The organism is Novosphingobium colocasiae (assembly GCF_014652555.1).
GTDB lineage: Bacteria > Pseudomonadota > Alphaproteobacteria > Sphingomonadales > Sphingomonadaceae > Novosphingobium > Novosphingobium colocasiae.
Genome location: NZ_BMZA01000015.1, coordinates 21,565 through 47,869 on the forward strand (window position 1 = coordinate 21,565; position 26,305 = coordinate 47,869).

Consider the following 26,305-nt stretch of genomic DNA (forward strand, 5'->3'; position numbering starts at 1 on the left):
AGTTACCGTGACCGATCTCCATTCCACCAACTACAGCGACGGCGACGTCGATACCAACGCCAGCGTCCTGCCGACGCTCAACGAACTCGCCAATGCGCGCTTTTCGCGGCGGCAGACGATGATGCGCACCGCCGGCGCGACGGCGATGGCATTTTTCGGCACCAGCCTGCTCGCCGCCTGCGGTGATGACGATAACGAAGCCCCGACCGTCACCGCCGGTGCCGATGGCTCGACCTCTTCCGGCCGCCTCGTCACCCTCACTGCGACCGCCTCGGACGACAACGCGGTGTCCACCGCGGCCTGGACGCAGACCGCCGGTGAAACCGTCAAGCTGGTGGCCGGCGCGGACAACGCCGTCAGCTTCATCGCCCCCAGCGTCGCCGCCAGCACCGTGCTGACCTTCGAATTCAAGGCGACTGACGACGATGGCAAATCGTCCACCGCCACCACCAACATCACGGTGGCCCCGGCGCAGCTCGGCTTCACCGCCGTCGCCAAGAACCGTAACGACATCGTCACCGTCCCCGAAGGCTACACCGTCACCGTAATGACCCGGCTGGGCGATCCGCTGGCGACCGGGGTTTCGGCCTATGCCAACGACGGCACCGACAGCGGCTTCGACCAGCGCATCGGCGATCATGGCGACGCGCTGGCATGGTTCGGCCTCGACGCCAGCGGCAGCCGCGCCGACGGCAGCTCGACGCGCGGCCTGCTGGTCCAGAACCACGAAAACATCACCCAGGCCTATCTCCACGCTGCCGGTGCCTCGCTCAGCGCCCCGCGCGCGCTGGCCGATGCGCTGAAGGAAATCGAGTGCCACGGCCTGTCCGTCAGCGAGTACAAGGACGCCGGCAACCGCGCCTGGAGCTATGTCCAGGGCAGCACCTTCAACCGCCGCATCACCCCCAACACCGACATGGTGTTTCACGGCCCGGCCGCCGGCACCGCCTACCTCGCCACGCCCTATTCCACCAATGGCAGCCACGGGCGCGGCACGATCAACAACTGCGCCAACGGCCACACCGGCTGGGCCAGCGTGCTGACCTGCGAGGAAAACTGGGCAGGCTACTTCCTGCGTTCGGGCGACGACGCCCAGCGCAGCGCCCGCGAACTGACCGCGCTCAGCCGCTATGGCGTCACCAGCTCGACCGGCAACTATAGCTGGTCCACCGCCTCCACCACCGACAACCGCTTCACCCGCTGGGACGCGCGCGCCACCGTCGGCGGGACGGCCACCACCGATTTCCGCAACGAACCCAACCAGTTCGGCTGGGTGGTCGAGATCGATCCTTACGATCCCGCCTCCGCGCCGCGCAAGCGCACGGCGCTCGGCCGCTTCGGCCACGAAGGCGCGTGGCTGGGCAAGCTGACCGCCGGCAAGAAGGTCGCGGTCTACATGGGCGACGATTCGCGCCGCGAATACCTCTACAAGTTCGTGTCGACCGCCGCCTGGGACGCAGCGGATGCCACCGCCGCCAACCGGCTGGCAGTGGGCGACAAGTACCTCGACGCCGGAACGCTCTATGTCGCGGTGTTCAACGCCGACGGCACCGGCACCTGGAAGCCGCTGGTGTTCGGCAGCGTGCCTGACCGTCCGGCGGTGGGCAGCTTCCCCGCCTATACCTTTGCCGATCAGGCCGACATCCTCGTCAACACCCGCCTCGCCGCCGATGCGGTGGGCGCGACGCCGATGGACCGCCCGGAATGGACCGCCGTCAACCCGGTGACCGGCGAGGTCTACCTCACCCTCACCAACAACGACGCCTCGAACCGCCCCCTCGGCGGCACCGATGCCGCCAACCCGCGCCACTACGGCGATCCCAAACTCGATGGCTCGATCAGCTACGGCAACCCGAACGGCCACATCATCCGCCTGCGCGAAGACGGCGACGATACCGCTGCCGCGACCTTCAAGTGGGACATCTACCTGTTCGGGGCGGACTCGGCGGACTCGAGCCCGATGAACGTCAACATCTCGGGCCTGACGGCGGACAACGACTTCTCCAGCCCGGACGGCTGCTGGTTCTCGCGCCCGAGCAACGCGGCGGGCAAGGTCAAGCCGCTGCTGTGGATCCAGACCGATGATGGTGCCTTCACCGATCGCACCAACTGCATGATGCTCGCCGCGCTGCCCGGCACCGTGAGCGATGGCGGCACCAAGACGATCACCAACGTCGGCACCTCCGGTTCGGCAACACAGGCCACGATCGTCGGCACCGCCGCCACCGCCGCCAACCTGCGCCGGTTCCTCACCGGCCCGGTCCAGTGCGAAATCACCGGGGTGGACAGCACACCGGACGGGCGCACCCTGTTCGTCGGCATCCAGCACCCCGGCGAAGAAGGCAACCCCGCTGCCATCACCAGCCACTGGCCCGAAAGCCAGACCAGCACCACCGCCACCTCGCGCCCCCGCTCGGCCGTGGTCGCGATCACCAAGAACGACGGCGGCGTTGTCGCGTTGTAAGCGACGCCTGATGTAACAGAAGGCCCCGCCGGAGCGATCCGGCGGGGCTTTTCGTGTGATTTGCGCGGCGTTCCGCATTGCCCACCCCGCTGCGATTAACGTGCTGCGCACGCAAGTCTCGCTCCCCTCCCGCAAGCTGGCGGGGATATTCGAGCATGCCTTCCCGCTTGCGGGAGGGCCGGGAGGCTTGGCGATTTTATCGCCTAGCCGGACGGGGTGGGCCCGAGCGGCGATAAGAAAACGGGTTCACGCAGAGGCGCAAAGGCGCAGAGATGTCCCGCTCGCCGCAGCGCGGCCGTCCTTTTCAACGATGCGTGTGCCTCGCCGTTGAACAGCGAGAATGGCTGCGCCCTCCCGCAACACCTCTGCGCCTCCGCGCCTCCGCGTGAACCATTTTTCCATCGGGCCGATCGGACGGCTATCCCGAGCGCAACGCGGCCTCACTGCTTTCCTACATCGGCCACCTGCGGCATAATCCGCAACGGGCCCCTCACGCCCTGCTCTTTCCCATCGTCAGAACGCGACACATCGCGCCATTCCCGAAAGTGTAACTTTCATGATTTCCCGTATAATATATTGATTTAGATATGAAAATATCCAACTTCGAAAGTTACACAGTGTAACCTTTGTCACCTTCGCAAGCAAACAACGGGGGTGCGCCAGGCCCACCCCGCTGCGACTAACGTGCTGCGCACGCAAGTCTCGCTCCCCTCCCGCAAGCGGGCGGGGATACTCGATCATGCCTTCCCGCTTGCGGGAGGGCCGGGAGGCTTGGCGGTGTACCGCCTGGCCGGACGGGGTGGGCCGTCTCGACGTTAGCGGCCCTTGCATTTCCCCCGGAATCGCGTAAGGCGCGCCCTTTCCCCGAACCGGGGATATCAAGAAAGCCGGAGGGGCCCCGCAATGGTGCGGACAAGCCAGCGATCGGTTAGATAGAGAAAAGGAAGCTGCCGTGGCTCTATATGAGCACGTGTTCCTGGCACGCCAGGACCTGAGCCAAGCGCAAGTCGATGCGCTGGCCGCCACCGCTACCGAGATCGTCGAGAGCATGCAGGGCAAGGTCACCAAGACCGAGACCTGGGGCCTCAAGAACCTCGCCTACAAGATCAAGCGCAACCGCAAGGCGCACTTCGTGATGCTCAACATCGAAGCTCCGGGCGATGTCGTCGCCGAGCTCGAGCGTCAGACCCAGATCAACGAAGACGTGATCCGTTACGTCACGATCCGCGTCGACGAGCACGAAGGCGGCCCTTCGGTCATGATGCGCAAGAGCGACCGCGAGCGCACGCGCCGTCGCGAACGTGAAGGGAACTGATCGCCATGGCACGCGCTTTCTTCCGCCGCCGCAAGTCCTGCCCGTTCTCGGGCAAGAACGCGCCCAAGATCGATTACAAGGACATCCGTCTGCTCCAGGGCTTCATGTCCGAGCGTGGCAAGATCGTCCCCAGCCGCATCACCGCGGTTTCCGCCAAGAAGCAGCGTGAGCTGAGCCAGGCCATCAAGCGCGCCCGGCACATCGGCCTGCTGCCCTACATCGTCAAGTAAGGAGGGCGAACCCCATGGACATCATCCTCCTCGAACGTGTCGAGAAGCTGGGCAACATCGGCGACGTCGTTTCCGTCAAGGACGGTTTCGCACGCAACTACCTGCTGCCCAACAAGAAGGCGCTGCGCGCCAACGACGCCAACAAAAAAGTCTTCGACGCCAACCGCGCGAAGATCGAGGCCGACAACGCCGCCCGCCGCACCGACGCCGAACAGCATTCGGCCGATGTGGAAGGCAAGCAGGTCGTCCTGATCCGCGCCTCGTCGAACTCGGGCCAGCTTTACGGTTCGGTTTCGGTGCGTGACATCGTCGATGCGCTGAACGCCGATGGCGCCGGGCTGTCGAAGCAGATGATCGTGCTCGAACGCCCGATCAAGACGCTCGGCATCTTCGACGTCACCGTCAACCTGCACCCCGAAGTCTCGGTCAAGGTGAAGGTCAACGTCGCCCGGTCGCCCGACGAAGCCGAACTGCAGTCGCAGGGCGTGGACGTCATGGCCGCGATGTTCGAAGCCGACACTACCGGCTTCACCGAAGCCTACGACCCGAACGCCGAACCCGGCGAAATCGCGGTCGAAGAGCCGGAAGCCGAAGCGGAGTAATCCGTTTCCGCCGGTCGCCCCTGCGCGATCGCCAATTCGAGAGACCCCGCTTCCCGCCCGGAAGCGGGGTCTCTTGCTTTCGGCAGGAAAAATTTGCGTGCCCGATCGACTGACAGCCGCCAACCTTGCCGCCAGGCCCGCGCTCGCGAACGCGCTGCTGGCGCTGAACAACGCCCATGCGCAAGAGCTGTCCTTGCTGGATGAGCATCGCTTGCGCGGCATGATCGCCATGGCCTTCCATGCCGCAGCCACCAGCGACGGCAGCGCCCTGCTCATCGCGTTCAATCAATCAGCGGATTACGACAGCCCCAACTTCATGTGGCTGCGCGAACGCCTGGAACGCTTCGTCTACGTCGATCGCGTAGTCGTCGCCGCATCGGCGCGCGGCCGCGGCCTTGCCCGCGCGTTTTATGCCGATCTGTTCGAGCAGGCCCGTGCCGCGGGGCACGATCGCGTGGTCTGCGAGGTCAACCTCGATCCGCCGAACCCGGCATCCGACGCATTCCACGCCAGCCTCGGTTTCGCCGAGATCGGCAGCGCCACGCTGCCGAACGCCAAGACCGTGCGCTATCTCGAGCGGTTGCTGTAACGGCAGCCCCGCCCGGATCAGAAGCCCTTGGCGCGGAAGATTTCCTGCCCGCGCCGGAACACCACCAGTTTCTTGAGCGTGACCGGGTGGAAGAACGCTTCGAGCACCTGCCCTTCGCCGTTGCGGGCGTAGACCTCGTAGCAATCGCCCTCGACCTGGGTCTTGATGATTTCCCAGCCTTCGAGCCAGACCTGCTTCTTCAGCTTGTCGATCGGCTTCCAGTTTTCCTTCGGTCCAGACTTGCACTGGACGTTGCCATCGGCCTGCGCCGGAACGGCCGCGAAGATGGCGAGCGGTGCGAACAGCAGGGCAATGGTGCGGCCGGGGTGAGAACGGATCATGCGGGAAATCCTCAGGTTCGGGAAAGAGAGCGGCGACGCGCCAGCCGCAGGGTCCAGATCAGCGCCAGCGGGGCCAGATGCAGCGCCGCGCCCAGCCAGTGCCAGTCGAGCAGCAGCCAGTGTGCCAGCGCGATGATGAATGCCGGATAGACGAGGTATTGCAACTGCTTCCACCGGCGGCGCAGTGCCTTGACGGCGGCATCGAAGCTGATCGCGGCGGGTATCGCCAGCAGCGCCAGCGCCAGCCAGCCGGTCCAGATCGCCGGGATCGGGAGCTCGTCCAGCATCGCCGCCACACTCATGTCGGCGGCGTAGAATACGAGGTGAAGCGCGGCATAGCCGAACGCCGCGACGCCAAGGTTGCGGCGGATCGTCAGCCAGCCGCGCAGGACGCGGCCCAGCGGATGCGCTGTTCCGAACAGCTCGACGAGCGGCCCCGCCAGCATCGCCAGGATCATCAGCCGGACCGACAGTTCACCGGTCGGGTGCAGCAGGTCCATCGCCAGCGCGCGGCCCTGCCACCAATCGGCCAGCATCAGCACGCCGGGCACCGCCAGCGCGATGCTGACCGCGAGCTTGACCCGGCCGCGACGGCGCATGCCCCTGAGCGGCCGCTTGCCCGAACCGCGGACCATCACACCACCGCCCAGTGCCGCACAAGGTTGTGATAGACGTGGATCAGCCGATCGATATCGGGATCGTCCACCGTGCGGCCGAAGCTCAACGCCTGGATCGACTGATCGAGCTCGAACAGCATTTCGCGCCGGGTGGTATCCGCCACCGCGCTTTGCAGCCACAGGATCGCGCAGATGCGCTGGCCGGAGGTGACCGGGGTTACCTGATGGAGGCTGCTGGAAGGGTAAAGCACCATGTCGCCCGCCGCCAGCTTCACCGCCTGCGCGCCGTACTGCCCTTCGACCAGCAGCTCGCCGCCCTCGTACTCGTCCGGGTCCGAGAGGAAAATGGTCGCCGACATGTCGCTGCGCAGCGTCAGGTTCGCCTCGGGCCAGCGCATCAGCGCGCTGTCCACGTGGGTGCCGTAGTGGCCGCCATCCTGATAGAGGTTGAACACCGGCGGCCAGATCTTCTCGGCCAGCGCGGCCGAAGCGAAGGTCGGGCTATCGCCCAGCCGCCGCAGGATGGTGTTGCCAAGTTCGACGCCGACCGGGCAGTTGCGCTCGACCTGCAGGTTCTGCTTCACCGCCACCGACCGCGAACCGGCACTTTGCGCGCCATCGACCCATTCCGCCTGCCCCAGCCGCTCGCGGAAGGCATCGACGTCGTTGCGGGTCAGCAGGTTTTCGATGACGATGAGCATGAAAAATCTCCAGTCCGGTGGCGCTGCCGGGAACGGCCGCACCACCGGAGCATGGCGTCAGAACTTGGCGTTCAACGTCCCCACGACTTGCCGCGCGTCACCCCTGTAGAGGAACGAACCGCTGCGGTAGACCGCGATATAGTACCGTTCGTTCGTGACATTGTTCACGTTGAGGCGGAAATCCAGATTCTTGTTGAACTTGTACTCGGCGAAGAAATCTCCGACCGTGTAGGCGGGGACGGGCTGGCCATAGACATAGCTGTTGTCCGGCAGCGTGGTGAACGCCGGCGCGGTGTCCGGCTGTCCGCCGTAGCGCTTGCCCTTGTGCTTGATCGCAAAGCCCATCGCGAAATCATCGGTGAACTGATAGCGCGACTGGAACTGTGCCTGGAAGTTGGCGAAGTTCGAGAGCGTCTTGCCTTCGTTCAAAGGATTGGCAACCGACTTCAGGATCTTCGCCTTGAGCACGGTGATGGCACCCTGCATGGACCAGGCCGGGGTCAGGTTGCCGGCCACGCCGATTTCGAAGCCACGCACGCGGTTCTTGCCGGTATTGCCGGTCCCGTCCGGCACGTAGCCGCTGCCGGCCGCCTCGAACACGTCATCCTTGGTGATCTGGAACACAGCGGCGGTCAGCAGCAGCCGATCCTCGAACAGGTTGAATTTGGTCCCCGTCTCAAGGTTGACCGAACGCTCGGGCTTGGTTCCGCTGATCTGGCCGTCAAGGACCAGACAGCCGCCATAACCGGCGCTGGTGCCGACATCCGATTCACCGCAGTTCACATCGGCCGAAGTCGCCGCCGAAGCGTAGATCATCCCGACATCGCCAATCTTGTAGGTCGCGCCCAGATGGCCGTTCCAGAAGCTGTCGCTGAAGTCGTAACGCGTGACGGTTAAGTCAGCGGCCTGGAGCCCGAGATCGAACATGAAGTGATCGAGGCGGATGCCGCCGAACACGGTCAGTCGGCTCGTCAGGTCGATAGTGTCCATGATGTAGGCGGACACGGTCTTCATGTGCCAGTCCTGGTCCCAACGGTCCTTCGTGATTTCCCGGCCGAGGAGTGTGTTCAGGTTATCGACCGCCTGACCATCGGGCCCGAGGCCGCAAAAGGCGTTGAAGGCAGTGCCGGCACCCGTGCCCGTGCGGCAGTTGAACGCGCCGGTATTGACGTTGGCATAGAGGCCGTTGCGGACCTTGTGATCGGTAAACTCGGCCCCGATGATGAGATCGTTCTCGCCACCCAGCATTTCGCTTTCGATGTGGAGATTAGCCTGGTTGGCGAAGTATTTCACATCCTGCCAGCCCTGGTGAGTCGATAGCGAGAAACTGTCGTATGCACCATTGGGGTCATTCACCGAAGTGGTCACACCCCGCGCACCCGTGACGACGTAGCCGTTGTCCGACATGCCATAACGCATCCGGTTGGTCAGCCGGATATTGTCGGAAAGCTGCCAGTTCAGACGGCCGGTGAAAACATCGACGTCCGACTTCTGGAAATCCTGCTTCTGCGCATAGACCGGAGTTTTCACCGGCTTGCGTTCACCCACGGTGGCATCGCCCAGCAGGTAATCGCCCAGATCGGGATTATCCTTCGCCCGCAGCCCGTAGTAATCCAGCGTCAGGCTGAACGTGTCCACCGGCTTGAACGTGGCGGAAACCGCAAGGCCCTTGCGCTTGCGGTCCGCCGGTTCGCGGTTGGGGATTTCGGTGTAGGCATAAAGCGCGTTGGCGCGCACTGCCAGAGTGTCGCTGACCGGCATGTTGACGTCGGCGGTCGCCCGCACGAAGCCGTCTGTGCCCACGCCAACCGAAGCCTTGGTGAAGCTGTAGTCGGTCGATGCCTGCTTGGTGATCAGGTTGACCGCACCACCAGCCGTGCCACGACCGGCGAAGGTCGAGTTCGGGCCTTTGGCGATTTCGATCTGGTCCACCGCGAAGCTTTCGCGCGTCGTCATCCCCGGGTCGCGCAGGCCATCGACGAACACGTCGCTGCGCGCTTCCTGGCCGCGAATGATGTAGCGATCGCCGAAGGCATTGCCGTTTTCGCCGGTGCCGACGGTGATGCCGGGCTGCGCGTCGAGAATGCGGGCCAGATCGGTGTAGCCCGATTCCTTGATCTGCGTTTCGGTGAGGACGCTCAGCGTCTGCGGCAGTTCGGCGATCGGCCGGGTCAGGCGATCGTCCGCCGAAACCCGCGCCTTATACGGTGCCCCCTTCGAGGTGTAGGGGTTCGAATCCGCCGTATAGTCCTTGTACTCGGCCACGCCGAGATCCTCGGCGCTGTCCGTGTCCTTCGCTGCTTCCTGAGCGAGCGCACCGCTGCTGGCGAGCGCGGCGCTCACTCCGACGGCGACGGTCAGGACCGGCCGGCGCAGGCTGCGCGGGCGCAGGACTGCCTTGTTGGTTGCCATGATACTTCCCCTTTCGATTGTATTCGCCCTGCAAGAGCAGCATGCGCCTGACGTCCGGCGGCTACTTGCTCTCGACGGCGAACTTGAGCGTGATGGTGAGCGGAATTTCGGATTTGCGCAGATCGCGCGGGAATGACGGGACCGGCGTCAGCGAGCGCAGGAACTGCACCGCCTCGCCGTCAAGCAGCGTCGAGCCGCTGCTGGTGGCTACGCCGACATCGGTGATCGCACCGCTGCGCTGGACCACGAAGCGGACCTTCACATCGCCGCTGATCCCGGCCTTGCGGGCTTGGGGCGGCGAGAAGCGGTTGCGGCGGATATAGCTGCCGACCAGCGACTTGTAGTCCGATTCCAGCTTCTGGGCGCGGGAATCGTTGCTGGCATCGGCCCGGGTGTTGGAACCGTTGCCGGCGAGCGGGTTCGTGACTGGTGGCGCGGGCGCGGCGACTGCCGGCTGTACCGGTGCCTGAGCGGCGCGGGCGGGCTGCGCCGGCGCGGGCGGCGGCAACGACACGGCATCGCGCGGCAGCGGCGCTTTCACCACCGGCGCGTCCAACGGCAGCGGAGGCTGCACGACTTGCGGGGTCAGCGGCGAAACCGGCGATTGCGAGACCGGCTGCGCGGCGCTTTGCGGCACCGGCGCGGGGGCGGCTTCGGCGGCAAGTTCGACCAGCACCACCGGCTCTTCGACCGGCGGCGGCGTCTCGCGCGACCACACCAGCACCGCCGCCAGCGCGCCGCCATGCAAGGCCAGCGCGATCGCTCCGGCCGTGCTCCACAGCCGGCGATCGGGCGCACCGTCCAGCCGGGCCGGAACCCGCTGCCCGGCCGCCTGGGCGGCTGCTTCGAGCGCCTCTATGCCGGGAACGGGAGCTGTCACCGGACCTCGCCCTGATCCTGGCCGACCAGCGCGACATGGACATAGCCGGCGCTGCGCAGTCCGTTCATCGCCTGCATCACGGTATCGTAAGTGACCGTCTTGTCAGCCCTCAGGAACACCCGCTGTTCGCGGTCACCGCCGGTGGCGGCGGCAATGGCGGCACCGAGCGCGGCGGCATCGACCGGTTTTTCGCCGACGAGGAACTGGCCATCGGCGCGGATCGAGAGGAATACCGGCTGTTCGGGCTTGGGCGCGGGGGCGGCGTTCGACACCGGCAGGTCCACCTTGACATCGACGGTGGCCAGCGGCGCTGCGACCATGAAGATGATCAACAGCACCAGCATGACGTCGATGAACGGGGTCACGTTGATTTCGTGGTTCAGCGCCATATCATCGCTGTGGTCGGTGAACTGGATCGCCATGGCCCGCGCCCTTCCCTCAGACGATGCGTTCGCCGCGCGACAGATCGCGCGAGACGAGGCGCAGAATCGCTGCGGCGGTGTCCGAAACCAGCGCGCGGTAGGCGGCGATCTGGCGGGCGAAATGATTGTAGATCACCACCGCCGGGATCGCCGCGACGAGGCCGCACGCGGTCGCCAGCAGCGCCTCGGCGATGCCGGGAGCGACGACAGCGAGGTTAGTGGTCTGCTTTTCGGCGATGCCGACGAAGCTGTTCATGATACCCCAGACAGTGCCGAACAGGCCGACAAACGGTGCCGTGGCACCGATCGTGGCGAGGATGCTGACACCCCGGGTCATATCGCGCGCGACCGCCGCTTCATGCCGCGAGAAGCGCGAGAGGACGCGCTCCTTGACGCCCTCGGCATCGTTCAGGGCATCGCTGGACAGGCGCAGTTCCGAGATCGCCTCGCGCACCAGTGGCGTTTCCAGCAGCGCGGCATCGCGGGTCGCTTCGACCAGCGAGCGCATGCCGCTCACGGTTTCAAGGACGTGGCGGGCGGCGGCGGTGGCACGGCGCAATTCCATCAGCTTGGCGAAGAACACCGTCCAGGTGACCAGCGATGCGGCGATCAGGCCGATCATCACCAGCTTCACGATCCAGTCGGCGTTGACGAACATCGCGCCCACCGAAAGGTTGGCAGGGACGACCGGCTCGGCAGCGGCGATGGCAGGCATGGCCACCAGCCCGGCGCAGGTCAGCGCCGGTACCAGAGCAGCGCGGAATATCTTGGCGTTCGTCACGAGTCCCCCTCATAATGCGAATGAATCGCATCACTGCTGCGAGCCATTCGCAGAGATGGCGGATTAATGCAACTGGTTCTCAATAAAAATTGACCGCCGTCAATTTGCGGCAGAATTTTCTGCTGCGGGACAGTGCATCATCCGTCCGTCTCCCGCGCAGTCATGGATGGGGACATCGCCGTAGAAGCGCGAGCGGCGGGCGGCCCTGCAGCTTCCGTTTTCCTACACGAACCATATCGGTTATTTCCGCAGCCCTCCCTCACATCAGGAGCCGCTCAACATGCCGCTGTTCGAAAATCTGCTCGAGCCGCTGTCCCGTATTCTCGACAAGGCGATCCCTGATCCCGAGGCGCGTGATCGGGCGAAGCTGGAGTTACTCCGGATGAATGGATCGCAGGATGTCCGGATGCTGGAGACGAGCCTTTCGGCGATCGTGGCCGATGCGACATCTGCCGATCCCTGGACCAGCCGGGCGCGGCCGGGGTTTCTCTATGTCATCTATGCGATGATCCTGTGGGCCATACCGGTGGGCGTGATCGCCGCGTTCAGCCCGCGCGCCGCCACGGCCATCGCCGCCGGCATGACCGGCTATCTGCAAGGGTTGCCCGAACCGCTCTATGCCCTGTTCGGGACCGGGTACCTTGGCTATTCGGCGATGCGCCAGTGGGGCAAGGTCAGGGGCGCGGAGCGCTGAGAACGTCGCGCTAACCTCGTGCTAACCCTTAGCGGCTAGGTTAACCGGCATCCGATCATAACGAAAAAGCCGCACCCCGATGTTCCCGTTTATGCCCCCCATCCCGCGCAAGGCGATCCTGTTGATACTGGCATTGTCGGGCTCGGCGGCGCTGGCGGGGTGCGGCTCCGACAAGGAAGCGGATCTGCAACGCCAGCTTGACGAGGCGCGCCAGCAGCTCGCCGATGCGCAAGCCTCGTGCAATCAGGCGCAGGCCGCCAAGGCTCGGGCAACCAGCAACAACGCCGCGCTCGCCTCGTTCTATGGCAGCGGCGGCGATGAACAGGACGAAGCGCCGCCGGCCGATCAGCCCGATCAGGGCGGCATGGGCGGTGGCATGGCAGGCGGTGGGCCTGACAGCGACCAGCCGCCACCACCGCCGCCAGCGGGCTGACCGTCCGCCGGCCACAGCGGCACGACGCTTGCGCGGCGCGCGCGCGGCGCTACATGTCGGCCGATCCTTACGAAGGCACGGACCATGGCCGCCAAGCTTGTTTACGTTCTGAACGGACCCAACCTCAATCTGCTCGGCACGCGCGAGCCCGATATCTATGGGTCGCAGACGCTCGACGATATCGGCGCGCTGCTGGTGGAGCGCGGGGAAGAGCTGGATATCGCCATCGACATGCGCCAGTCGAACCACGAAGGCCATCTGGTCGACTGGCTGCACGAAGCGCGGGCCGAAGGGGCCAGCGCGGTCCTGCTCAATGCCGGTGCCTATACCCACACCTCGGTCGCGCTGCTGGACGCCATTCGGGCGATCGGCGTGCCGGTGATCGAGGTACACCTGTCCAACCCGCACACGCGCGAGAGTTTTCGCCATACCTCATGGGTGGGCATGGCAGCCAAGGGGACGATCGCGGGGTTCGGTGCGGACAGCTATCTGCTGGCGCTGGAAGCCGCCGCCCGGCTCTGACGATCAGATTTCGAGCGGTACGCCCGGCAGGCTCTTGGCGGTGCGGATCGTCAGCGAGGTCTTCACGCTGTCCACGTTCGGCGCGGAGGTCAGCTTGCCGGTCAGGAATTCCTGGAAGCTTTGCAGATCGCGCGAGACGATCTTGAGGATGAAGTCGATCTCGCCGTTCAGCATGTGGCATTCACGCACTTCGGGCAGGGTGTTCATGTGCCCTTCGAATTCGCGCAGCGCCTCTTCCGCCTGGCTCTTGAGGCTGACCAGCGCGAACACGGTGATGGTGAATCCCAGCTTCGAAGGGTTGAGATCGGCGTGATAGCCGCGAATGATCCCTTCTTCCTCCAAGCTGCGCACCCGGCGCAGGCACGGCGGCGCGGTCAGCCCGACGCGGTTCGCCAGCTCGACGTTAGTGATCCGGCCTTCATCCTGAAGTTCGGCCAGAAGCTTGCGATCGATGGCGTCGAGATTGATCATGCGGTCCTGTCCTGGCGCGAAAACACGGCAACGGGTACGACTGCGACCGGACGATTCCGGCGCGGCTTGCGCAGCCAATGCAATTTCCACATCATAAATTCCAGATGCTCTGTAATTTTATTGTTCCTTAGCGTAATTGTCCCGCTTTGCAACGCCCCGAACCAATCGCTTTTCCTATCGAAGGTTACCGCTACCATTCCCTTGCCGACCCGCGACGCGCCCTTAGGGGGAATTTAAAGGTCAGCTTGCATGACGATGCGCGCTTCCGGATAGCTGGGCCCCCGGAACCGCACAGTGAGCCCCGGTTCTCGGCCGGACGGGGCACACCGGGCTCGCGGAGCAGGAATGCATTTCGACGATCGTCTTGCCACCGTGCTGGCCCTGCCCGTTTCGGGCACGGCTTTGGCGCGGATCCAGTACCGGCAGCTCGTCGACATCCTCGGCCGCGCGCGCCCGGCGGCGGACTTCGGTCCGCTGCACGAAGAGGGGCTGATCCGGCTACTGCAACTGGCCGAGCAGATCCCGGCGAGCGAGCGCGCCCGCATGGTCGGCGATGCGGATCGCCCGATCGCCAACCCGCGCCTGCTGGCGCTGCTGGCCGAAGCCGAACCGCAAGTCGCCACATCCGCCATCGCCGCCGCCCGGCTTGACGAAGAGGCGTGGCTGGCGCTGATCCCCGCCCTCCCCGTGCGCGCGCGCGGTATTGTACGTCACCGCCGCGACCTGGGCCCGCGCGTGGATGCGCTGCTGGAACGGCTGGGCGTGCGCGACCGGGCGCTGCCCCCGGTTGTGGAGGCCACCGCCGCGCAGCACTCTGCGCCGGTGGACGATATCGACGCCTTCCTGCTCGATTGCGTGGCGCGCGAAGACGCGCTTGACCAGGCCAAGGCGCAGGCGGCGGCGCAGGAAATCACCCGACCACTGGCTCCTGCGCCGGTGGTCCCCTTGCGCGGCAAAAACGGCAGCAACGACAACCGTCGCACCGCCGATGCCGGCATCGGCGCCATTGTCCGCCGGATCGAGGAATTCCGCCGCGCCCGCGAAAGCGGCAACCACGCGGCGCACAGTGCGGACGCGCCGTTCCTGCCGCTGGGCGATCTGGTTCACGAGGTGCCGCGCGGCGCGGTATCGGTCGATTTCGCCACCGATGCCGAAGGGCGCATCACCTGGGTCGACGGCCCGCTGGCCTCGGCGCTGGTCGGGTTCAGCCTGTCCGGCGCAGCGGACCGCGATGGCGAGGAGGCAGATGCCGCCGCGCCGCCCCCGCTGGTCAGCCAGTTGCGCGCGCGCCAGCCGCTGCGCGCTGCGCCGCTGGCCTTCGAAGGCGCGCCGGCGATCAGTGGCGAATGGCTGGCCGACGCGGTCGCCCGCTTCGATCCGGTCAGCGGGCGCTTCACCGGCTATTGCGGCCGTTTGCGGCGGCCGCTGCGGATCGCCCCCGTCGCCGCCCAGCCCTCTGCCGATCAGGCTGCCGCCGACAACATGCGGCAGATCCTGCACGAGCTGAAGAATCCCGCCAACGCAATCCAGGTGGCGGCCGAGATCATCCAGCAGCAGCTTTACGGCCCTGCCCCGCACGAATACCGGGCGCTGGCCGCCGCTATCGCAGGCGATGTCGCGCAGATCCTGGCGGGGTTCGACGAGCTGGACCGGCTGGTCAAACTGGAATCCGGCGTGATGGCCCCCGGCGCGGGCGAATGCGACCTGGCGCTGATCCTGACCCAGACCGTCAGCCGCCTGCAGGCGTGGACCGCGCCGCGCCGCAGCGGCTTCGTCCAGCAGGCCCAGGCCGCATCGCTGCCGATCCGGCTCGATTGCCAGGAAGCAGAACGGATGATCTGGCGGCTTCTGGCCGCGCTGGCGGGATCGACCGCGCCGGATGAGCAACTGGCGCTGCGCTGGTGGGCTGATAGCGCGCAGGTGCGGGTCGAGATGGAACTGCCCGCCGCGCTGGCGGGTTATGTCGGGGATGATCTGTTCGCCATCCCCGCAGGCGAGCGCGGCAGCGCGCTGTCCGCCGGCAGCTTCGGCATCGGCTTCACCCTGCGCCTGGCCGCAGCCGAAGCCCGTGCCGCAGGCGGCACGCTGATGCACGAAGGTGGCGTCCTGCGGCTGGACCTGCCCGGGTTGACCGGACCGGCATCAAGCCATAGCAACAACCTACAGAGCCGCGTCGGCTGACGGACCCCCCAGTCGGTACAGGACGCGCCTATGAAAGCAGTGTGTTTTTTTGAACCGGCCCAATATTCTCAGCGTTCCCGACAAAAGCAACCGCGCGCGCTTTCGCGACGGGTTCGGCCAGCGGTTCATCGTGACGGTGGATACCGAGGAGGAGTTCGACTGGAACGCCCCGCTCGACCGCGAACGCCACACCATCGTTACTGTCCCGGCGCTGCGCAAGTTCCAGCAGTTCTGCGAGGGCTTCGGCGTGGTGCCGTCCTATCTGGTCGATTTTCCCATCGCCAGTTCCAGCTTTGCGCGCGAGGCGATCGGCGCGGCGGTGCTGGCCGGGCGGGCCGAGATCGGGGTCCAGTTGCATCCCTGGGTCAGCCCGCCGTTCGAAGAGGACGTGACCGAATTCAACAGCTTTGCCGGTAACCTTCCCTACGAGCTTGAACGCGAGAAATTCCGCCGCCTGCGCGACCGGATCGAACAGACGTTCGAAACCGCACCGCTGATCTATCGCGCCGGGCGCTATGGCCTTGGCCCCAACACGGCCGCCATTCTTTCCGAATTCGGCATCGCGGTGGATACTTCGGTCCGGGCCCGGTTCGATTACAGCAGCACCGGCGGCCCGAACTACCGCGAACATCCGCTCGAACCCTATTGGGTCGGGCCGGACCAGCGGCTGCTCGAACTGCCGCTGACCTCGGTCTACTGGGGGCCGCTACGGCGGATCGGCAATGTCATCTATCCGCTGCTGTGGCGGGCCCCGGCGCTGCGCGGCGTGCTGGCCCGCGCCGGCCTGCTCGAACGCATTCCGCTGACCCCTGAGGGCGTCACCTCGGCAGAGGCGCTGCGCGGCGTCGATATCGCCGTGGACGATGGCCTGCCGATCCTCGTGTTCTCGTTCCACAGTCCGTCGCTCGCCCCCGGCCACACGCCATACGTTCGCAACGACGACGATCTCGACGCGCTGTACGACTGGTGGCGCGCGCTGTTCACGCACCTGGCGGCGCGCGGTGTACGGCCTACCAGCGTATCCGATATCATGGCCAGCGTGGAGCTTGCCTAGTCGGCTTCGGCAAGCTAGGGGCGACGTGTTCTGTCCGGGCGGACCGGCAGGGCGCGGTATCGTGGGCCTGTAGCTCAGCGGTTAGAGCTGGCCGCTCATAACGGCTAGGTCGCGGGTTCAAATCCTGCCGGGCCCACCACTGCCGCCGCCGTCGAACGGCAACCGACACGCACCGGACCCGTCCGGTGCCCAAAGGGTCGGGGAGTAGCGCAGCCCGGTAGCGCGCCTGCTTTGGGAGCAGGATGTCGCAGGTTCGAATCCTGTCTCCCCGACCATTTTTCAGGAAATCGAGAATTCGCGGCTGAGCGGACATCGGTCCGCCGGAACAACAGCCGACGGCTCAGGCTTTCAGCCGCCCGGCATGCCATACGACATGCTCGGCCATGAAGGTGGAGATGAAATAGTAGGAGTGGTCATAGCCGTCCTGCATGCGGATCGTGGCCGGCTGGCCGGCGCGGGAGCAGGCATCCTGCAGCAGCGGCGTTTTCAACTGTTCCTCCAGGAACGTGTCGGCCGTGCCCTGATCCACCAGCAGATCGGGCAGGCGCGCGCCGTCCTCGATCAGCGCGCAGGCATCGTATTCGCGCCAGGCGGCGCGATCGGGGCCGATGTAGCCGGTCAGCGCCTTGGCGCCCCAGGGGCAGTTCAGCGGCGAGACGATCGGCGAAAAGGCACTGACCGAGCGGAAGCGGCCGGGGTTGCGCAACGCGATCGTCAGCGCACCGTGCCCGCCCATCGAATGCCCGGTGATGCCCTGCCGCGCCATATCGGCAGGAAATTGCTGCGCGACCAATGCCGACAGTTCAGTCTCGATGTAGCTGCGCATGCGGTAGTTGGCCGCCCAGGGTTGCTGCGTCGCATCGACATAGAACCCTGCCCCCTTGCCGAAATCATACCCTTCGTCGTCCGGCACATCATCACCGCGCGGGCTGGTGTCCGGCGCGACAAAGATGACGCCATGCTCCGCGCAGGCCGCGCGGAATTCGCCCTTCTCGGTGACGTTGGCATGCGTGCAGGTCAGCCCCGAGAGGTACCACAGGACCGGCAGCTTCGCTCCCGGCGCGTGATCCGGCACGAAGACCGAAAAGGTCATGGGCGTGCCGGTCTCGGCCGATTGGTGCGTGTAGACGCCCTGGGTGCCGCCGTGGCTGCGGTTGGTCGATACGATTTCCATGGTACCGCTCAGAAAACCACCACGCTGCGGATCGACTTGCCCGCGTGCATCAGGTCAAATGCGGTGTTGATCTCTTCCAGCCCCATCACATGCGTGATCATCGGGTCGATCTCGATCTTGCCGGTCATGTACATATCGACGATCTTGGGCACGTCGGTGCGGCCCTTGGCCCCGCCGAACGCGGTGCCGCGCCAGTTGCGCCCGGTGACGAGCTGGAACGGCCGGGTGGAGATTTCCTTGCCCGCTTCGGCAACGCCGATGATGATCGAGGTGCCCCAGCCACGATGACACGCTTCGAGCGCGGTGCGCATGACTTCGGTGTTGCCGGTGGCGTCAAAGGTGTAGTCGGCCCCGCCGTCAGTCATCTGGACGATCTTCGCGACGGTGTCCTCGCGGCTCATGCCCTTGCTGTTGAGGAATTCGGTCATGCCGAACTTGCGGCCCCATTCCTCACGATCGGGATTGAGATCGACGCCGATGATCTTGCCCGCCCCCGCCAGCCGCGCACCCTGGATCACGTTGAGACCGATCCCGCCGAGGCCGAACACGACCACGTTGTCACCCACCTGCACCTTGGCAGTGTTGATCACCGCGCCGACGCCGGTGGTGACCCCACAACCGATGTAGCACGAGGACTGGAACGGCGCGTCCTCGCGGATCTTCGCCACGGCGATTTCGGGCAGGACGGTGAAGTTCGAGAAGGTCGAGCAGCCCATGTAGTGGAAGATCGTCTCGCCCTTGTAGCTGAACCGGCTGGTGCCGTCGGGCATCAGCCCCTGGCCTTGCGTCGCGCGGATCGCGGTGCACAGGTTGGTCTTGCCCGAGAGGCAGCTTTTGCACTGGCGGCATTCCGGGGTGTAGAGCGGGATCACGTGATCGCCCGGCTTGACGCTGGTGACCCCGGGGCCGACCTCGCGCACGATCCCGGCACCTTCGTGGCCCAGCACGCTGGGGAAGATGCCCTCGCTGTCGAACCCGTCGAGCGTATAGGCGTCGGTGTGGCACACGCCGGTCGCCATAATCTCAACCAGCACCTCGCCCGCCTTGGGGCCTTCAAGGTCCAACTCAACGATTTCCAGGGGTTGCTTAGGAGCAAAGGCTACGGCGGCGCGGGTCTTCATGGCACTTCCTTCGTCGGCAGACACAAAATTAGCCTCCGTTACCGGTAAACCAATGGGTGGATAAAGCGGCTATTGCAGAACGCTTTGTTTCCAAATAGGGATAATCGATGCATCCGTGGGAGGGTCTCGAAGAAGCGGTCGCCATTGCCGATGCCGGCTCGTTCGTTGGCGCGGCACGATTGCTCGGCGTTTCGACATCGCACGTATCGCGAAGTGTTCTGCGCCTGGAAGAGCGGCTGAACCTGATCCTGTTCAACCGCACCACCCGGACCGTCAGCCAGACCGAAGCCGGCCGTGGCTTTATCGATCAGGCGCGAAGGCTGATCCAGGAACGCGACGAACTGCTTGCATTCGCGGTGGGCGACGGCGAGCCGCGCGGCGAACTGCGCGTGACCTGCTCGATCGCCATGGGAGAACGCTTTGTCGCGCCGATCCTCGGTGAATTTGCCGATCGGCATCCCGGCCTGTCGGTCGTGCTCGATCTGACCAATCGCGTCGTCGACATCATCGCCGAAGGGTACGACCTTGCGATACGCACCAGCCAGACCGGCGACCCGCGGCTCGCCAGCCAAGCCATTGCCAGCCGGGCGCTGATAACCGCTGCTTCCCCTGCTTACCTTACCGCACGCGCCGCGCCGCGCCGTGTAGACGATCTGGCCGGGCATGAATGCCTGGCCGGAACCACTCCCAACTGGCACTTTCTCGAACGCGGGATGCCACGCGTCGTCACACCGCGTGGCCGCTGGCGATGCAATAGCGGAACGGCTGTGCTGGACGCTGCACTGGCCGGACGGGGCATCTGCCAACTCCCGGAATTCTACCTGCGTGCGCCAATCGCGGAAGGGCGATTGCAGGCCTTGCTTGAAGATTGCCGCGCCGAGCCCGAGCCGATCTGGCTGGTATCGCCCCTGCGGCGTCAACTCCAGCCCAAGGTGCTCCGCCTGTCGCTGCTGCTTGGCGAACGGCTGCAACCCGCCCTTTCCGGGGCCTGAAATCGCGGCGCTCATAAGTTTTACTCATGCGTTCGATATCGATGGCAGATAGCCTCAATATCCGGTGTTTCACCCTGATTTTCGGCACGAAGAAAAGGGTTGATCGTGCGGCATAATAAGCCTTACTCATCTTACCACGGACACCGATTCATCGGGCAGTGCCGCAACACCGGGCCGAAACGCGGCTTGATAATCTGGCCTTCCGGCCAGCGGGATGATGGTGCCGAATGCCCTTCTAGGGGAGGCTCCTTCTTGTGCACGCTGCGGTGCGTGCCCGCGTCGGCAGGCTCGCAAGGGGGACGACAACGGTGAACAGCAGCGCTCGCGCTTACCGGAAATATCACGCGCTCGGCATGCCGCTGCTGGTCGCGGTGTTGGCGGTCGCTCTTGCCGGATGCCAGAAATCGCCGGGCGCGGCCAATGCCGAAAGCGTGGCTCCGATGGACGGCGCGTTGTTTGCGCAGGACCCGGCGAACTGGACGGTCCATGGCGGCAACCATGCCGAGCAGCGCTTTTCTCCGCTGACCGAGATCAACGGCGATACCGTCGCGGATCTAGGCCTTGCTTGGACCGTCGAGCTCGATACCGCGCGCGGGCAGGAAACGACGCCACTGGTGATCGACGGGATCATCTATCTCTCCACCGCCTGGTCCAAGGTCGTCGCGATCGACGGAGCCAGCGGAAAGGTGCTGTGGCAGTTCGACCCGCAGGTTGCAGGAGCGAAGGGGCGCGACGGCTGCTGCGACGTGGTCAATCGCGGGATCGCCTACCGTGACGGGCGGCTATTCCTTGGCGCGTTCGACGGCCGGCTGATCGCGATCGACGCCAAGTCCGGCTCCAAGGTCTGGGAGGTGCAAACAACCGACACCAGCAAACCCTATACGATCACCGGTGCCCCGCGCCTTGCCGGCAACCTTGTGCTGATCGGCAACGGCGGCGCGGAACTGGGCGTGCGCGGCTACGTGTCGGCTTACGATGCCGGCACGGGCAAGCTGGCATGGCGGTTCTACACCGTGCCGCGGCCTGACGGGAAACCCGATGGCGCGGCATCGGATGCGGTGCTGGCCGCGAAAGCGAATGCGACCTGGTTTGACGGCGCATGGAAGCAGACCGGCGGCGGCGGCACGGTGTGGGATGCCATCGTCTATGACCCGGAGCTGGATCAGGTGCTGATCGGGGTGGGCAACGGCACGCCATGGAACCATACGCTGCGATCGGGCGGCAGGGGCGACAACCTGTTCCTCTCATCGATCGTCGCGCTGGATGCAAAGACCGGCGCGTACCGCTGGCACTATCAGGTCAATCCCGGCGAAAGCTGGGATTACACCGCCACCCAGCCGATCATGCTTGCGAACCTCAGGATCGGCGGCAAGGTCCGCAAGGTCGCGATGCAGGCCCCCAAGAACGGGTTCTTCTATGTGGTGGACCGGAGCAACGGCCGGCTGATTTCGGCGCGCAATTTCGTGCCGGTGAACTGGGCGACGGGGATCGATCTCAAGTCCGGCCGCCCGATCGAGACCAGGGCCGCACGCTATGGCCCGGAAGGTTCGCTGCTGCTCCCTTCCGCCTTTGGCGCGCACAACTGGTATCCGATGGCGTTCAGCCCGGCGACCGGCCTCGTCTATTTCCCGGCGCAGGAAGTGCCGATGATCTATGCGCAAGAGCACGGCTTTGTAGCGCGCCCGCATGCCTTTAACCTGGGCACATATTCGGAAAAGAACATCCTGCCCGCCGATCCGGCGGCGATGGCCAGGCTGCGCGCGGGCCTCAAGGGGGCGCTGATCGCCTGGGACCCGGTGCAGCAAAAGCAGGTGTGGCGCGCCGAGCAGCCGGGGCCGGCCTCGGGCGGAGCGCTGGCGACGGCGGGCGGGCTGGTCTTCGAGGGCAATATCACCGGCACCTTCAAGGCGTTCGACGCGCGGTCGGGCCAGACCCGCTGGCAATTCAAGGCGCAGACCGCCGTCCAGGGCAGCCCGGTTTCCTATGCGGTGGGCGGGCACCAGTACGTGCTTGTCGTCAGCGGCTATGGCGGCGGCTACGGGCTTTCGACGCCGCTGGGTGACGGCACCCGGCATCGACCCAACGGCCGCGTGCTGGCCTTTCGGCTGGACGGCAAGGAAACCCTCCCGGCCCTGCCCGAGGAAGCGCTGGCCCCGTTCACCCCGGTGGCCGACGCCTTCACCCCGGCGCAGGCGGAAGCCGGCCGTCGCGGTTTCGAGACCACCTGCGCCTGGTGTCATGGATCGGGTGCGCAATCGAGCGGGGTGGCCCCGGACCTGCGCCGATCGCCGCTGCTGGCAGACAGCCAGGCGTGGCGCGCGGTGGTGATCGACGGCGCGCTGGCCGACCAGGGCATGGCGGGCTTTCCCGACCTGTTCTCTCCCGCCGATGCCGAGGCGCTGCGCGCCTATGTAGCCAGCCGGACGCGGTGAACTGGTCAGCGCGCCCCCGGTTCGCTAGGAGGAGGCTGGCATGCTCCGGCATGGGCCTTTGAAGATCCGGGGAAACCGCATGAATACAGAGAAAAAGCCGCGCCGGCGCAAGTCTACCCGCCTGTCTCAGGACCAGCGCGTCTCTGACATTCTTGCCGCTGCCAACGACCTGATCGACACCAAGGGCTACGAAAACGTGACGATGGTGGAGATCGCCGAGCGATCCCACATCGTCGAAGGCACGGTGTACCGCTACTTCAAGAACAAGGACGAGCTGATGCTGCGCGTGGCCGAGGACTGGCTGCGCCTGAAACTGGCCGATCTGCTGGATGTCAGCGCGCTGAACGGCACTTACAACAAGCTGCGCTACCTTATCTGGCATTCGCTCAAGGTTATTGTCAGCAAGCCGGCGGTCACCCGCTATATCATGCTCGAGGTGCGTCCGCGCGAAAGCTACAAGACCACCGAACTGTTCTCCATCAACCGCGCCTACACCAATCAGTTGCGCAAGCTGTTCGCCGATGCGATTTCCAGCGGCGAGATGAAGCGCGGTGTCCCTGAACGACTGCTGCGCGACATGGTGTTCGGCACGATCGAACACAGCACCTGGCGCTATCTGCGCGGCGAAGGCGATCTCGATGTCGATGAACTGGCCGATGAAATCGCCATGGTGGTGTTCCACGGCATGAGCGACCGCCAGCCTGTCACCAACCCGCTGGAAGCATCGCTGGCGCGGATCGAAGCGGTGGCGGAGCGGCTGGAGAAGGCTGTTCCGGCCGGATAGGATCGGAGCGAGGCGAAAGAGCGACTTGGCCGTCGCTGCAAACTCGTTCCCCGGCTCCGATGCGGACCGTCAGCTTTCTGATGGCGGCGCAACGTGCAGAGTCATCAGATGGGTCCCCGCGAATCTGGGGGACCCATCTTCTGGCACCGCGCCCTAAAACGCTAGAAGACAGGCCACCGCCTTAACGGACACGACGAGGCTATAGGGCTCAGGCCACCATCGCGCGGCGTGAATCGAGCGATTCGATCATCGCTTCGAGGCGCGTGTTCAGCAGTTCGTCCTTGTAGAACGATTCATCCGCCACATCGCCTTCAAAGAACAGTGCCGCGCGGCCATGTTTGCGGGCGGAATCGACGATCAGGTGCTGCGAGTTGGTCATGCCCCGGCACGTGCGCGAGACGTGCATGACCATTCCGTCGATCTTGAACTTGTCGCACAGCCGGTCGATCTCGCCGATCATGTACGGCGCGCCGGAATTGTTCGGGCACGCCAGGTAATTGTGCGCCATGCCCGGCACCGGATCGGCCAGGTTCACCGCCTGCGGCTCCTGCCAGAACGACATGTGCGTGTACCGTCCGGCGACGACGCAGGCGTTGTTGGCCGCGAACTTCTCCGCCAGCCAGCCGACCTTGTTCCAGTTCATCATGCCGTCGAAGAAGAAGCGGTACTTCTCATCAGGCACCGCGCCCTCGCCATCGGCGACGCGCTGGGCGATCTCGGCCTTGAGCACTTCGAAGAAATCGACGAGCCGCTGCGTGCCCGGCATGAAGTTGACGTGCGCGATCGTGACGATCCAGTCGAAGAAACTGGCCGGCGAAGGCGTTGCGGTGCACAGGTCCATCGCCTCCAGCCGCAGCTCGGCCGATTTCTTGATGTACGACATGACCTCGCTCAGCCGGTCCCAGTCATACTTGCGGCCGGTATTTTCGGACAGGAACTCGGTCATCGCGCGCAACTGGCGCGAGACGTAAGCGACCTTGTCGTCCATCTCGCTGCCGGCAAGGTACTGCGCATCCTTGCGTCCGCCCCACAGCATCGGCACGTTGACGTGGAAGATCGGCACCCGCTTGTCGAACAGGCGATAGATCATCTCGTCCCACTGCTGGCCCGAACTGCAATAGGGATAGGCGTTCACGATCATGTCCGGCATCGGCAACTGGCTGATCGCCATGCCGCGCGGACTTTCGGGATCGATCTTCCCGTCCTGCAGGTCCTTCTTGTCCATCAGCGCCTGGCCGATGTGAGTGCGCGCATAGGAACACAGTTCCCGATCGTAGCCCCGCGATTCGCCCGCGCTCTGCGCATCGCCTTCGACATGGCGGGCCGCGAGATAGGCGGACCACGCCTCGCCGTGGACCCAGGCCACGTCATGCGCCTGGAAGAACGGCGGGATATAGGTGCCGTTGTACCAGACGACCTTCTTGCCGCTGTCCTTGGCCGCGAACAGGTCCGACCAGTAATCATGGACGATGCCGCTGCCGATCCGGGTGCTTTTCAGGCGGTTGGATTTGAGGGTGGGCGAATGGACGCCGCGGGCATCACTGATATTGCTGTTCTGCATCGCTTCTCTCCACTTGCACGTGCGCGGCGGGCGGGGTGGCCGCAAGGCGACGGCGCGCCACTTCCACGAAAGTTTCCAGCCGGGTCTTGAAGGCTTCCATCGGCATGGAATCGTGTTCGGTTTCCAGCTTGAGCATCAGGATGCCTTCACGATCGCAGGCTTCCATGATTTCCGGGAAATAGTACATGTGCGGTTCGCAGAACTTGGCGACCAGCACGATCAGCCCTTTGGCTCCGGTCCGGCGAATGTCGCGAATGAGGAAGTCGTCCCAGTCGGCATCGCCATCGGCGCGGGTCGGGCACGGGACGTTGGCGTTGCGGCCGATGTACCAGTGCGCCAGCGCCGCCAGCGGTTCCTCGTCCTCGGGCACGTCGGTCGAGATGTAGCGGTAGCCGTGGTAGAGATCGTCACCGACGACGACCATCCCGGTCTGCTCCACCGCATCCAGCAGCTCCAGCTTGGGGGCCTGGCACAAGTGCCCCGAAAGGTAGACCGGCAGGCCCTGCGGTGCCGGGGGCGGGCTGGCTTCGATCTCTGCCAGCAGCGCTTCGAGCAGCGCGGTATGTTCGGCGCGGTCCATCACCATGCTCGACTTGACGACGTGCTGCATTTCGCGCGCGGTCAGCCCGGCCCGCCCTTCGATCCGCAAGGCGTAAAGCCGGCGGATGAGCTGGCGGTTGCGGTTGAACAGGGAGATGCTGGCGCGCAGGGCATCGTCGGTGATGACGACCCCCAGCAGTTCCTCGATCTCCTGCTTAAGGTGGGCATAGACCTGCCGGGTTTCGGCAAAGGCCCAGGCCATGTCGAGCGAGGATACCGGCTGCTCGAAGATGATCGGCATGTCGGGATCGTTCCAGCGGATGACATCGGCGGTGCCGAGCAATTGCACGCAGTGATCGCCGAACATGATGCCGTCCAGCACCTTGAACCGGCCCTTGAGCGCCTGATCGGCGACGCTGCGATTGAAGCCGCAATAGAATGAGAAGACCGCGCCTTCACCATCGGTGATCGGGTCTTCGGCCTCCTGAATGATGATCGGCAGCGCACCGGCGGCGTGCGCGAGCTCCAGCGGGAAGTGCATCGGGAAAGAGCCGATCACGGGCCGCCCATGTTCCGCCTTCCAACGCGCCGCATAGCCCAGACTGTCCGCCCCGGCCGCCGCGAACGATTCGAGAATAGCACGCATTTGCGCTGATTTTCCTCATTCAACAGAATTCGCAGTTGGCATTGAACCATTCCCACCGCATAAGTCAAGCCCATTTAAGTTTGATAAATTCCCTGCACTAACCCCTCGAATCGTAATCTATATATATGATTTATATATCTTTTTATATACCGAGTATTGAATGAATGACCCTCATCATTGATGATAACCACGCATACCAAGCGCACCCGCAACACCACCGGCCGCAGCGCCAGCCGGAACGAGACTCGCGAATTGATGAGGTTGGTTCATAAGAAAGCACATAAATCGCGCTCATCAACCTGTGTGAAAAATCTATCACATTGATTTTAAATGGTTTAAAATAATT

Annotated in this window: 25 protein-coding genes and 2 tRNA genes; 15 read left to right on the forward strand and 12 right to left on the reverse strand. The window is 64.9% G+C overall.

Annotation, left to right across the window (positions count from 1 at the left end; all coding sequences use genetic code 11):
• The first annotated feature begins 7 nt into the window (after positions 1-7).
• From IE122_RS15260 to IE122_RS15280, 5 genes are all read left to right on the forward strand, one after another.
• Entirely contained in the window at positions 8-2,464 is a 2,457-nt protein-coding gene (locus IE122_RS15260; RefSeq protein ID WP_189622116.1) for a PhoX family protein, read from the forward strand.
• 952 nt (positions 2,465-3,416) lie between these two features.
• Positions 3,417-3,779 carry a 30S ribosomal protein S6 gene (gene rpsF, locus IE122_RS15265; protein WP_189622117.1) on the forward strand — a complete coding sequence of 121 codons (363 nt, stop codon included), beginning with the start codon at positions 3,417-3,419 and terminating at the stop codon, positions 3,777-3,779.
• Positions 3,780-3,784: 5 nt separating this feature from the next.
• Positions 3,785-4,009 carry a 30S ribosomal protein S18 gene (gene rpsR, locus IE122_RS15270; protein ID WP_189622118.1) on the forward strand — a complete coding sequence of 75 codons (225 nt, stop codon included), beginning with the start codon at positions 3,785-3,787 and terminating at the stop codon, positions 4,007-4,009.
• A gap of 14 nt (positions 4,010-4,023) precedes the next feature.
• Positions 4,024-4,611, forward strand: a complete 588-nt coding sequence (gene rplI, locus IE122_RS15275) for a 50S ribosomal protein L9 (protein WP_189622119.1) — start codon at positions 4,024-4,026, stop codon at positions 4,609-4,611.
• Between the two features lie 97 nt (positions 4,612-4,708).
• Positions 4,709-5,200 carry a GNAT family N-acetyltransferase gene (locus IE122_RS15280; RefSeq protein WP_229814242.1) on the forward strand — a complete coding sequence of 164 codons (492 nt, stop codon included), beginning with the start codon at positions 4,709-4,711 and terminating at the stop codon, positions 5,198-5,200.
• A 17-nt stretch (positions 5,201-5,217) separates the two neighbouring features.
• Here the strand turns inward: IE122_RS15280 and IE122_RS15285 are convergent, their stop codons facing one another.
• From IE122_RS15285 to exbB, 7 genes are all read right to left on the reverse strand, one after another.
• The gene (locus IE122_RS15285; protein WP_189622120.1) at positions 5,218-5,541 is read right to left on the reverse strand and encodes a PepSY domain-containing protein; all 324 of its coding nucleotides are present in this window, start codon (positions 5,539-5,541) and stop codon (positions 5,218-5,220) included.
• 11 nt (positions 5,542-5,552) lie between these two features.
• Complete coding sequence (locus IE122_RS15290; RefSeq protein WP_189622121.1) at positions 5,553-6,176, reverse strand: ferric reductase-like transmembrane domain-containing protein; 624 nt, start codon at positions 6,174-6,176, stop codon at positions 5,553-5,555.
• Entirely contained in the window at positions 6,176-6,859 is a 684-nt protein-coding gene (locus IE122_RS15295; RefSeq protein ID WP_189622122.1) for a Fe2+-dependent dioxygenase, read from the reverse strand. Before IE122_RS15295 ends, IE122_RS15290 begins: the two co-directional genes overlap by 1 nt.
• 57 nt (positions 6,860-6,916) lie before the next feature.
• Positions 6,917-9,271 carry a TonB-dependent receptor gene (locus IE122_RS15300; RefSeq protein ID WP_189622123.1) on the reverse strand — a complete coding sequence of 785 codons (2,355 nt, stop codon included), beginning with the start codon at positions 9,269-9,271 and terminating at the stop codon, positions 6,917-6,919.
• 61 nt (positions 9,272-9,332) lie between these two features.
• Positions 9,333-10,151, reverse strand: coding sequence for an energy transducer TonB (locus IE122_RS15305; protein ID WP_189622124.1), 819 nt, complete (start codon positions 10,149-10,151; stop codon positions 9,333-9,335).
• Positions 10,148-10,573 (reverse strand): TonB system transport protein ExbD, encoded by a 426-nt coding sequence (gene exbD / locus IE122_RS15310; RefSeq protein ID WP_189622125.1) that lies wholly within the window; start codon positions 10,571-10,573, stop codon positions 10,148-10,150. The genes IE122_RS15305 and exbD overlap by 4 nt, the downstream gene beginning before the upstream one ends.
• A gap of 16 nt (positions 10,574-10,589) precedes the next feature.
• Positions 10,590-11,354, reverse strand: a complete 765-nt coding sequence (gene exbB / locus IE122_RS15315) for a tonB-system energizer ExbB (protein ID WP_229814244.1) — start codon at positions 11,352-11,354, stop codon at positions 10,590-10,592.
• A 280-nt stretch (positions 11,355-11,634) separates the two neighbouring features.
• On the opposite strand from exbB, the gene IE122_RS15320 reads away from it, so the two are divergent.
• The 3 genes from IE122_RS15320 to aroQ all read left to right on the forward strand — a co-directional run bounded on the left by IE122_RS15320 (position 11,635) and on the right by aroQ (position 13,003).
• The gene (locus IE122_RS15320) at positions 11,635-12,048 is read left to right on the forward strand and encodes a holin family protein (RefSeq protein ID WP_189622126.1); all 414 of its coding nucleotides are present in this window, start codon (positions 11,635-11,637) and stop codon (positions 12,046-12,048) included.
• Positions 12,049-12,139: 91 nt separating this feature from the next.
• A complete protein-coding gene (locus IE122_RS15325) occupies positions 12,140-12,481 on the forward strand; it encodes a hypothetical protein (protein WP_189622127.1) in 342 nt (113 codons plus the stop codon).
• An 84-nt stretch (positions 12,482-12,565) separates the two neighbouring features.
• The gene (aroQ, locus tag IE122_RS15330) at positions 12,566-13,003 is read left to right on the forward strand and encodes a type II 3-dehydroquinate dehydratase (protein ID WP_189622128.1); all 438 of its coding nucleotides are present in this window, start codon (positions 12,566-12,568) and stop codon (positions 13,001-13,003) included.
• Between the two features lie 3 nt (positions 13,004-13,006).
• On the opposite strand, the gene IE122_RS15335 is transcribed toward aroQ, so the two are convergent.
• Positions 13,007-13,474 carry an Lrp/AsnC family transcriptional regulator gene (locus IE122_RS15335; protein ID WP_189622129.1) on the reverse strand — a complete coding sequence of 156 codons (468 nt, stop codon included), beginning with the start codon at positions 13,472-13,474 and terminating at the stop codon, positions 13,007-13,009.
• 345 nt (positions 13,475-13,819) lie between these two features.
• On the opposite strand from IE122_RS15335, the gene IE122_RS15340 reads away from it, so the two are divergent.
• The 4 genes from IE122_RS15340 (at position 13,820) to IE122_RS15355 (ending at position 16,984) form a co-directional block, all read left to right on the forward strand.
• Positions 13,820-15,655 carry an ATP-binding protein gene (locus IE122_RS15340; protein ID WP_189622130.1) on the forward strand — a complete coding sequence of 612 codons (1,836 nt, stop codon included), beginning with the start codon at positions 13,820-13,822 and terminating at the stop codon, positions 15,653-15,655.
• Between the two features lie 49 nt (positions 15,656-15,704).
• Complete coding sequence (locus IE122_RS15345) at positions 15,705-16,709, forward strand: polysaccharide deacetylase family protein (protein ID WP_189622131.1); 1,005 nt, start codon at positions 15,705-15,707, stop codon at positions 16,707-16,709.
• Positions 16,710-16,772: 63 nt separating this feature from the next.
• Positions 16,773-16,848 (forward strand) — tRNA-Ile (locus IE122_RS15350).
• Between the two features lie 59 nt (positions 16,849-16,907).
• Positions 16,908-16,984, forward strand: a tRNA-Pro gene (locus IE122_RS15355).
• Positions 16,985-17,049: 65 nt separating this feature from the next.
• On the opposite strand, the gene fghA is transcribed toward IE122_RS15355, so the two are convergent.
• Complete coding sequence (gene fghA, locus IE122_RS15360; protein ID WP_189622132.1) at positions 17,050-17,883, reverse strand: S-formylglutathione hydrolase; 834 nt, start codon at positions 17,881-17,883, stop codon at positions 17,050-17,052.
• Positions 17,884-17,891: 8 nt separating this feature from the next.
• Positions 17,892-19,004 (reverse strand): S-(hydroxymethyl)glutathione dehydrogenase/class III alcohol dehydrogenase, encoded by a 1,113-nt coding sequence (locus tag IE122_RS15365; protein ID WP_189622133.1) that lies wholly within the window; start codon positions 19,002-19,004, stop codon positions 17,892-17,894.
• Positions 19,005-19,111: 107 nt separating this feature from the next.
• Between IE122_RS15365 and IE122_RS15370 the strand changes: the two genes are divergently transcribed.
• The 3 genes from IE122_RS15370 to IE122_RS15380 all read left to right on the forward strand — a co-directional run bounded on the left by IE122_RS15370 (position 19,112) and on the right by IE122_RS15380 (position 23,212).
• On the forward strand, positions 19,112-19,996 hold the full coding sequence (locus IE122_RS15370; RefSeq protein WP_189622134.1) for a LysR family transcriptional regulator: 885 nt from the start codon (positions 19,112-19,114) through the stop codon (positions 19,994-19,996).
• A 308-nt stretch (positions 19,997-20,304) separates the two neighbouring features.
• Positions 20,305-22,428, forward strand: coding sequence for a PQQ-dependent dehydrogenase, methanol/ethanol family (locus IE122_RS15375; RefSeq protein ID WP_229814246.1), 2,124 nt, complete (start codon positions 20,305-20,307; stop codon positions 22,426-22,428).
• A gap of 79 nt (positions 22,429-22,507) precedes the next feature.
• Positions 22,508-23,212 (forward strand): TetR/AcrR family transcriptional regulator, encoded by a 705-nt coding sequence (locus tag IE122_RS15380; protein ID WP_189622135.1) that lies wholly within the window; start codon positions 22,508-22,510, stop codon positions 23,210-23,212.
• 208 nt (positions 23,213-23,420) lie between these two features.
• On the opposite strand, the gene IE122_RS15385 is transcribed toward IE122_RS15380, so the two are convergent.
• Together IE122_RS15385 and IE122_RS15390 are read right to left on the reverse strand one after the other, a co-directional pair.
• Positions 23,421-24,773 carry a 2-hydroxyacyl-CoA dehydratase subunit D gene (locus tag IE122_RS15385; protein ID WP_189622136.1) on the reverse strand — a complete coding sequence of 451 codons (1,353 nt, stop codon included), beginning with the start codon at positions 24,771-24,773 and terminating at the stop codon, positions 23,421-23,423.
• On the reverse strand, positions 24,751-25,959 hold the full coding sequence (locus IE122_RS15390; protein WP_189622137.1) for a 2-hydroxyacyl-CoA dehydratase subunit D: 1,209 nt from the start codon (positions 25,957-25,959) through the stop codon (positions 24,751-24,753). Before IE122_RS15390 ends, IE122_RS15385 begins: the two co-directional genes overlap by 23 nt.
• Positions 25,960-26,305 lie beyond the last annotated feature (346 nt).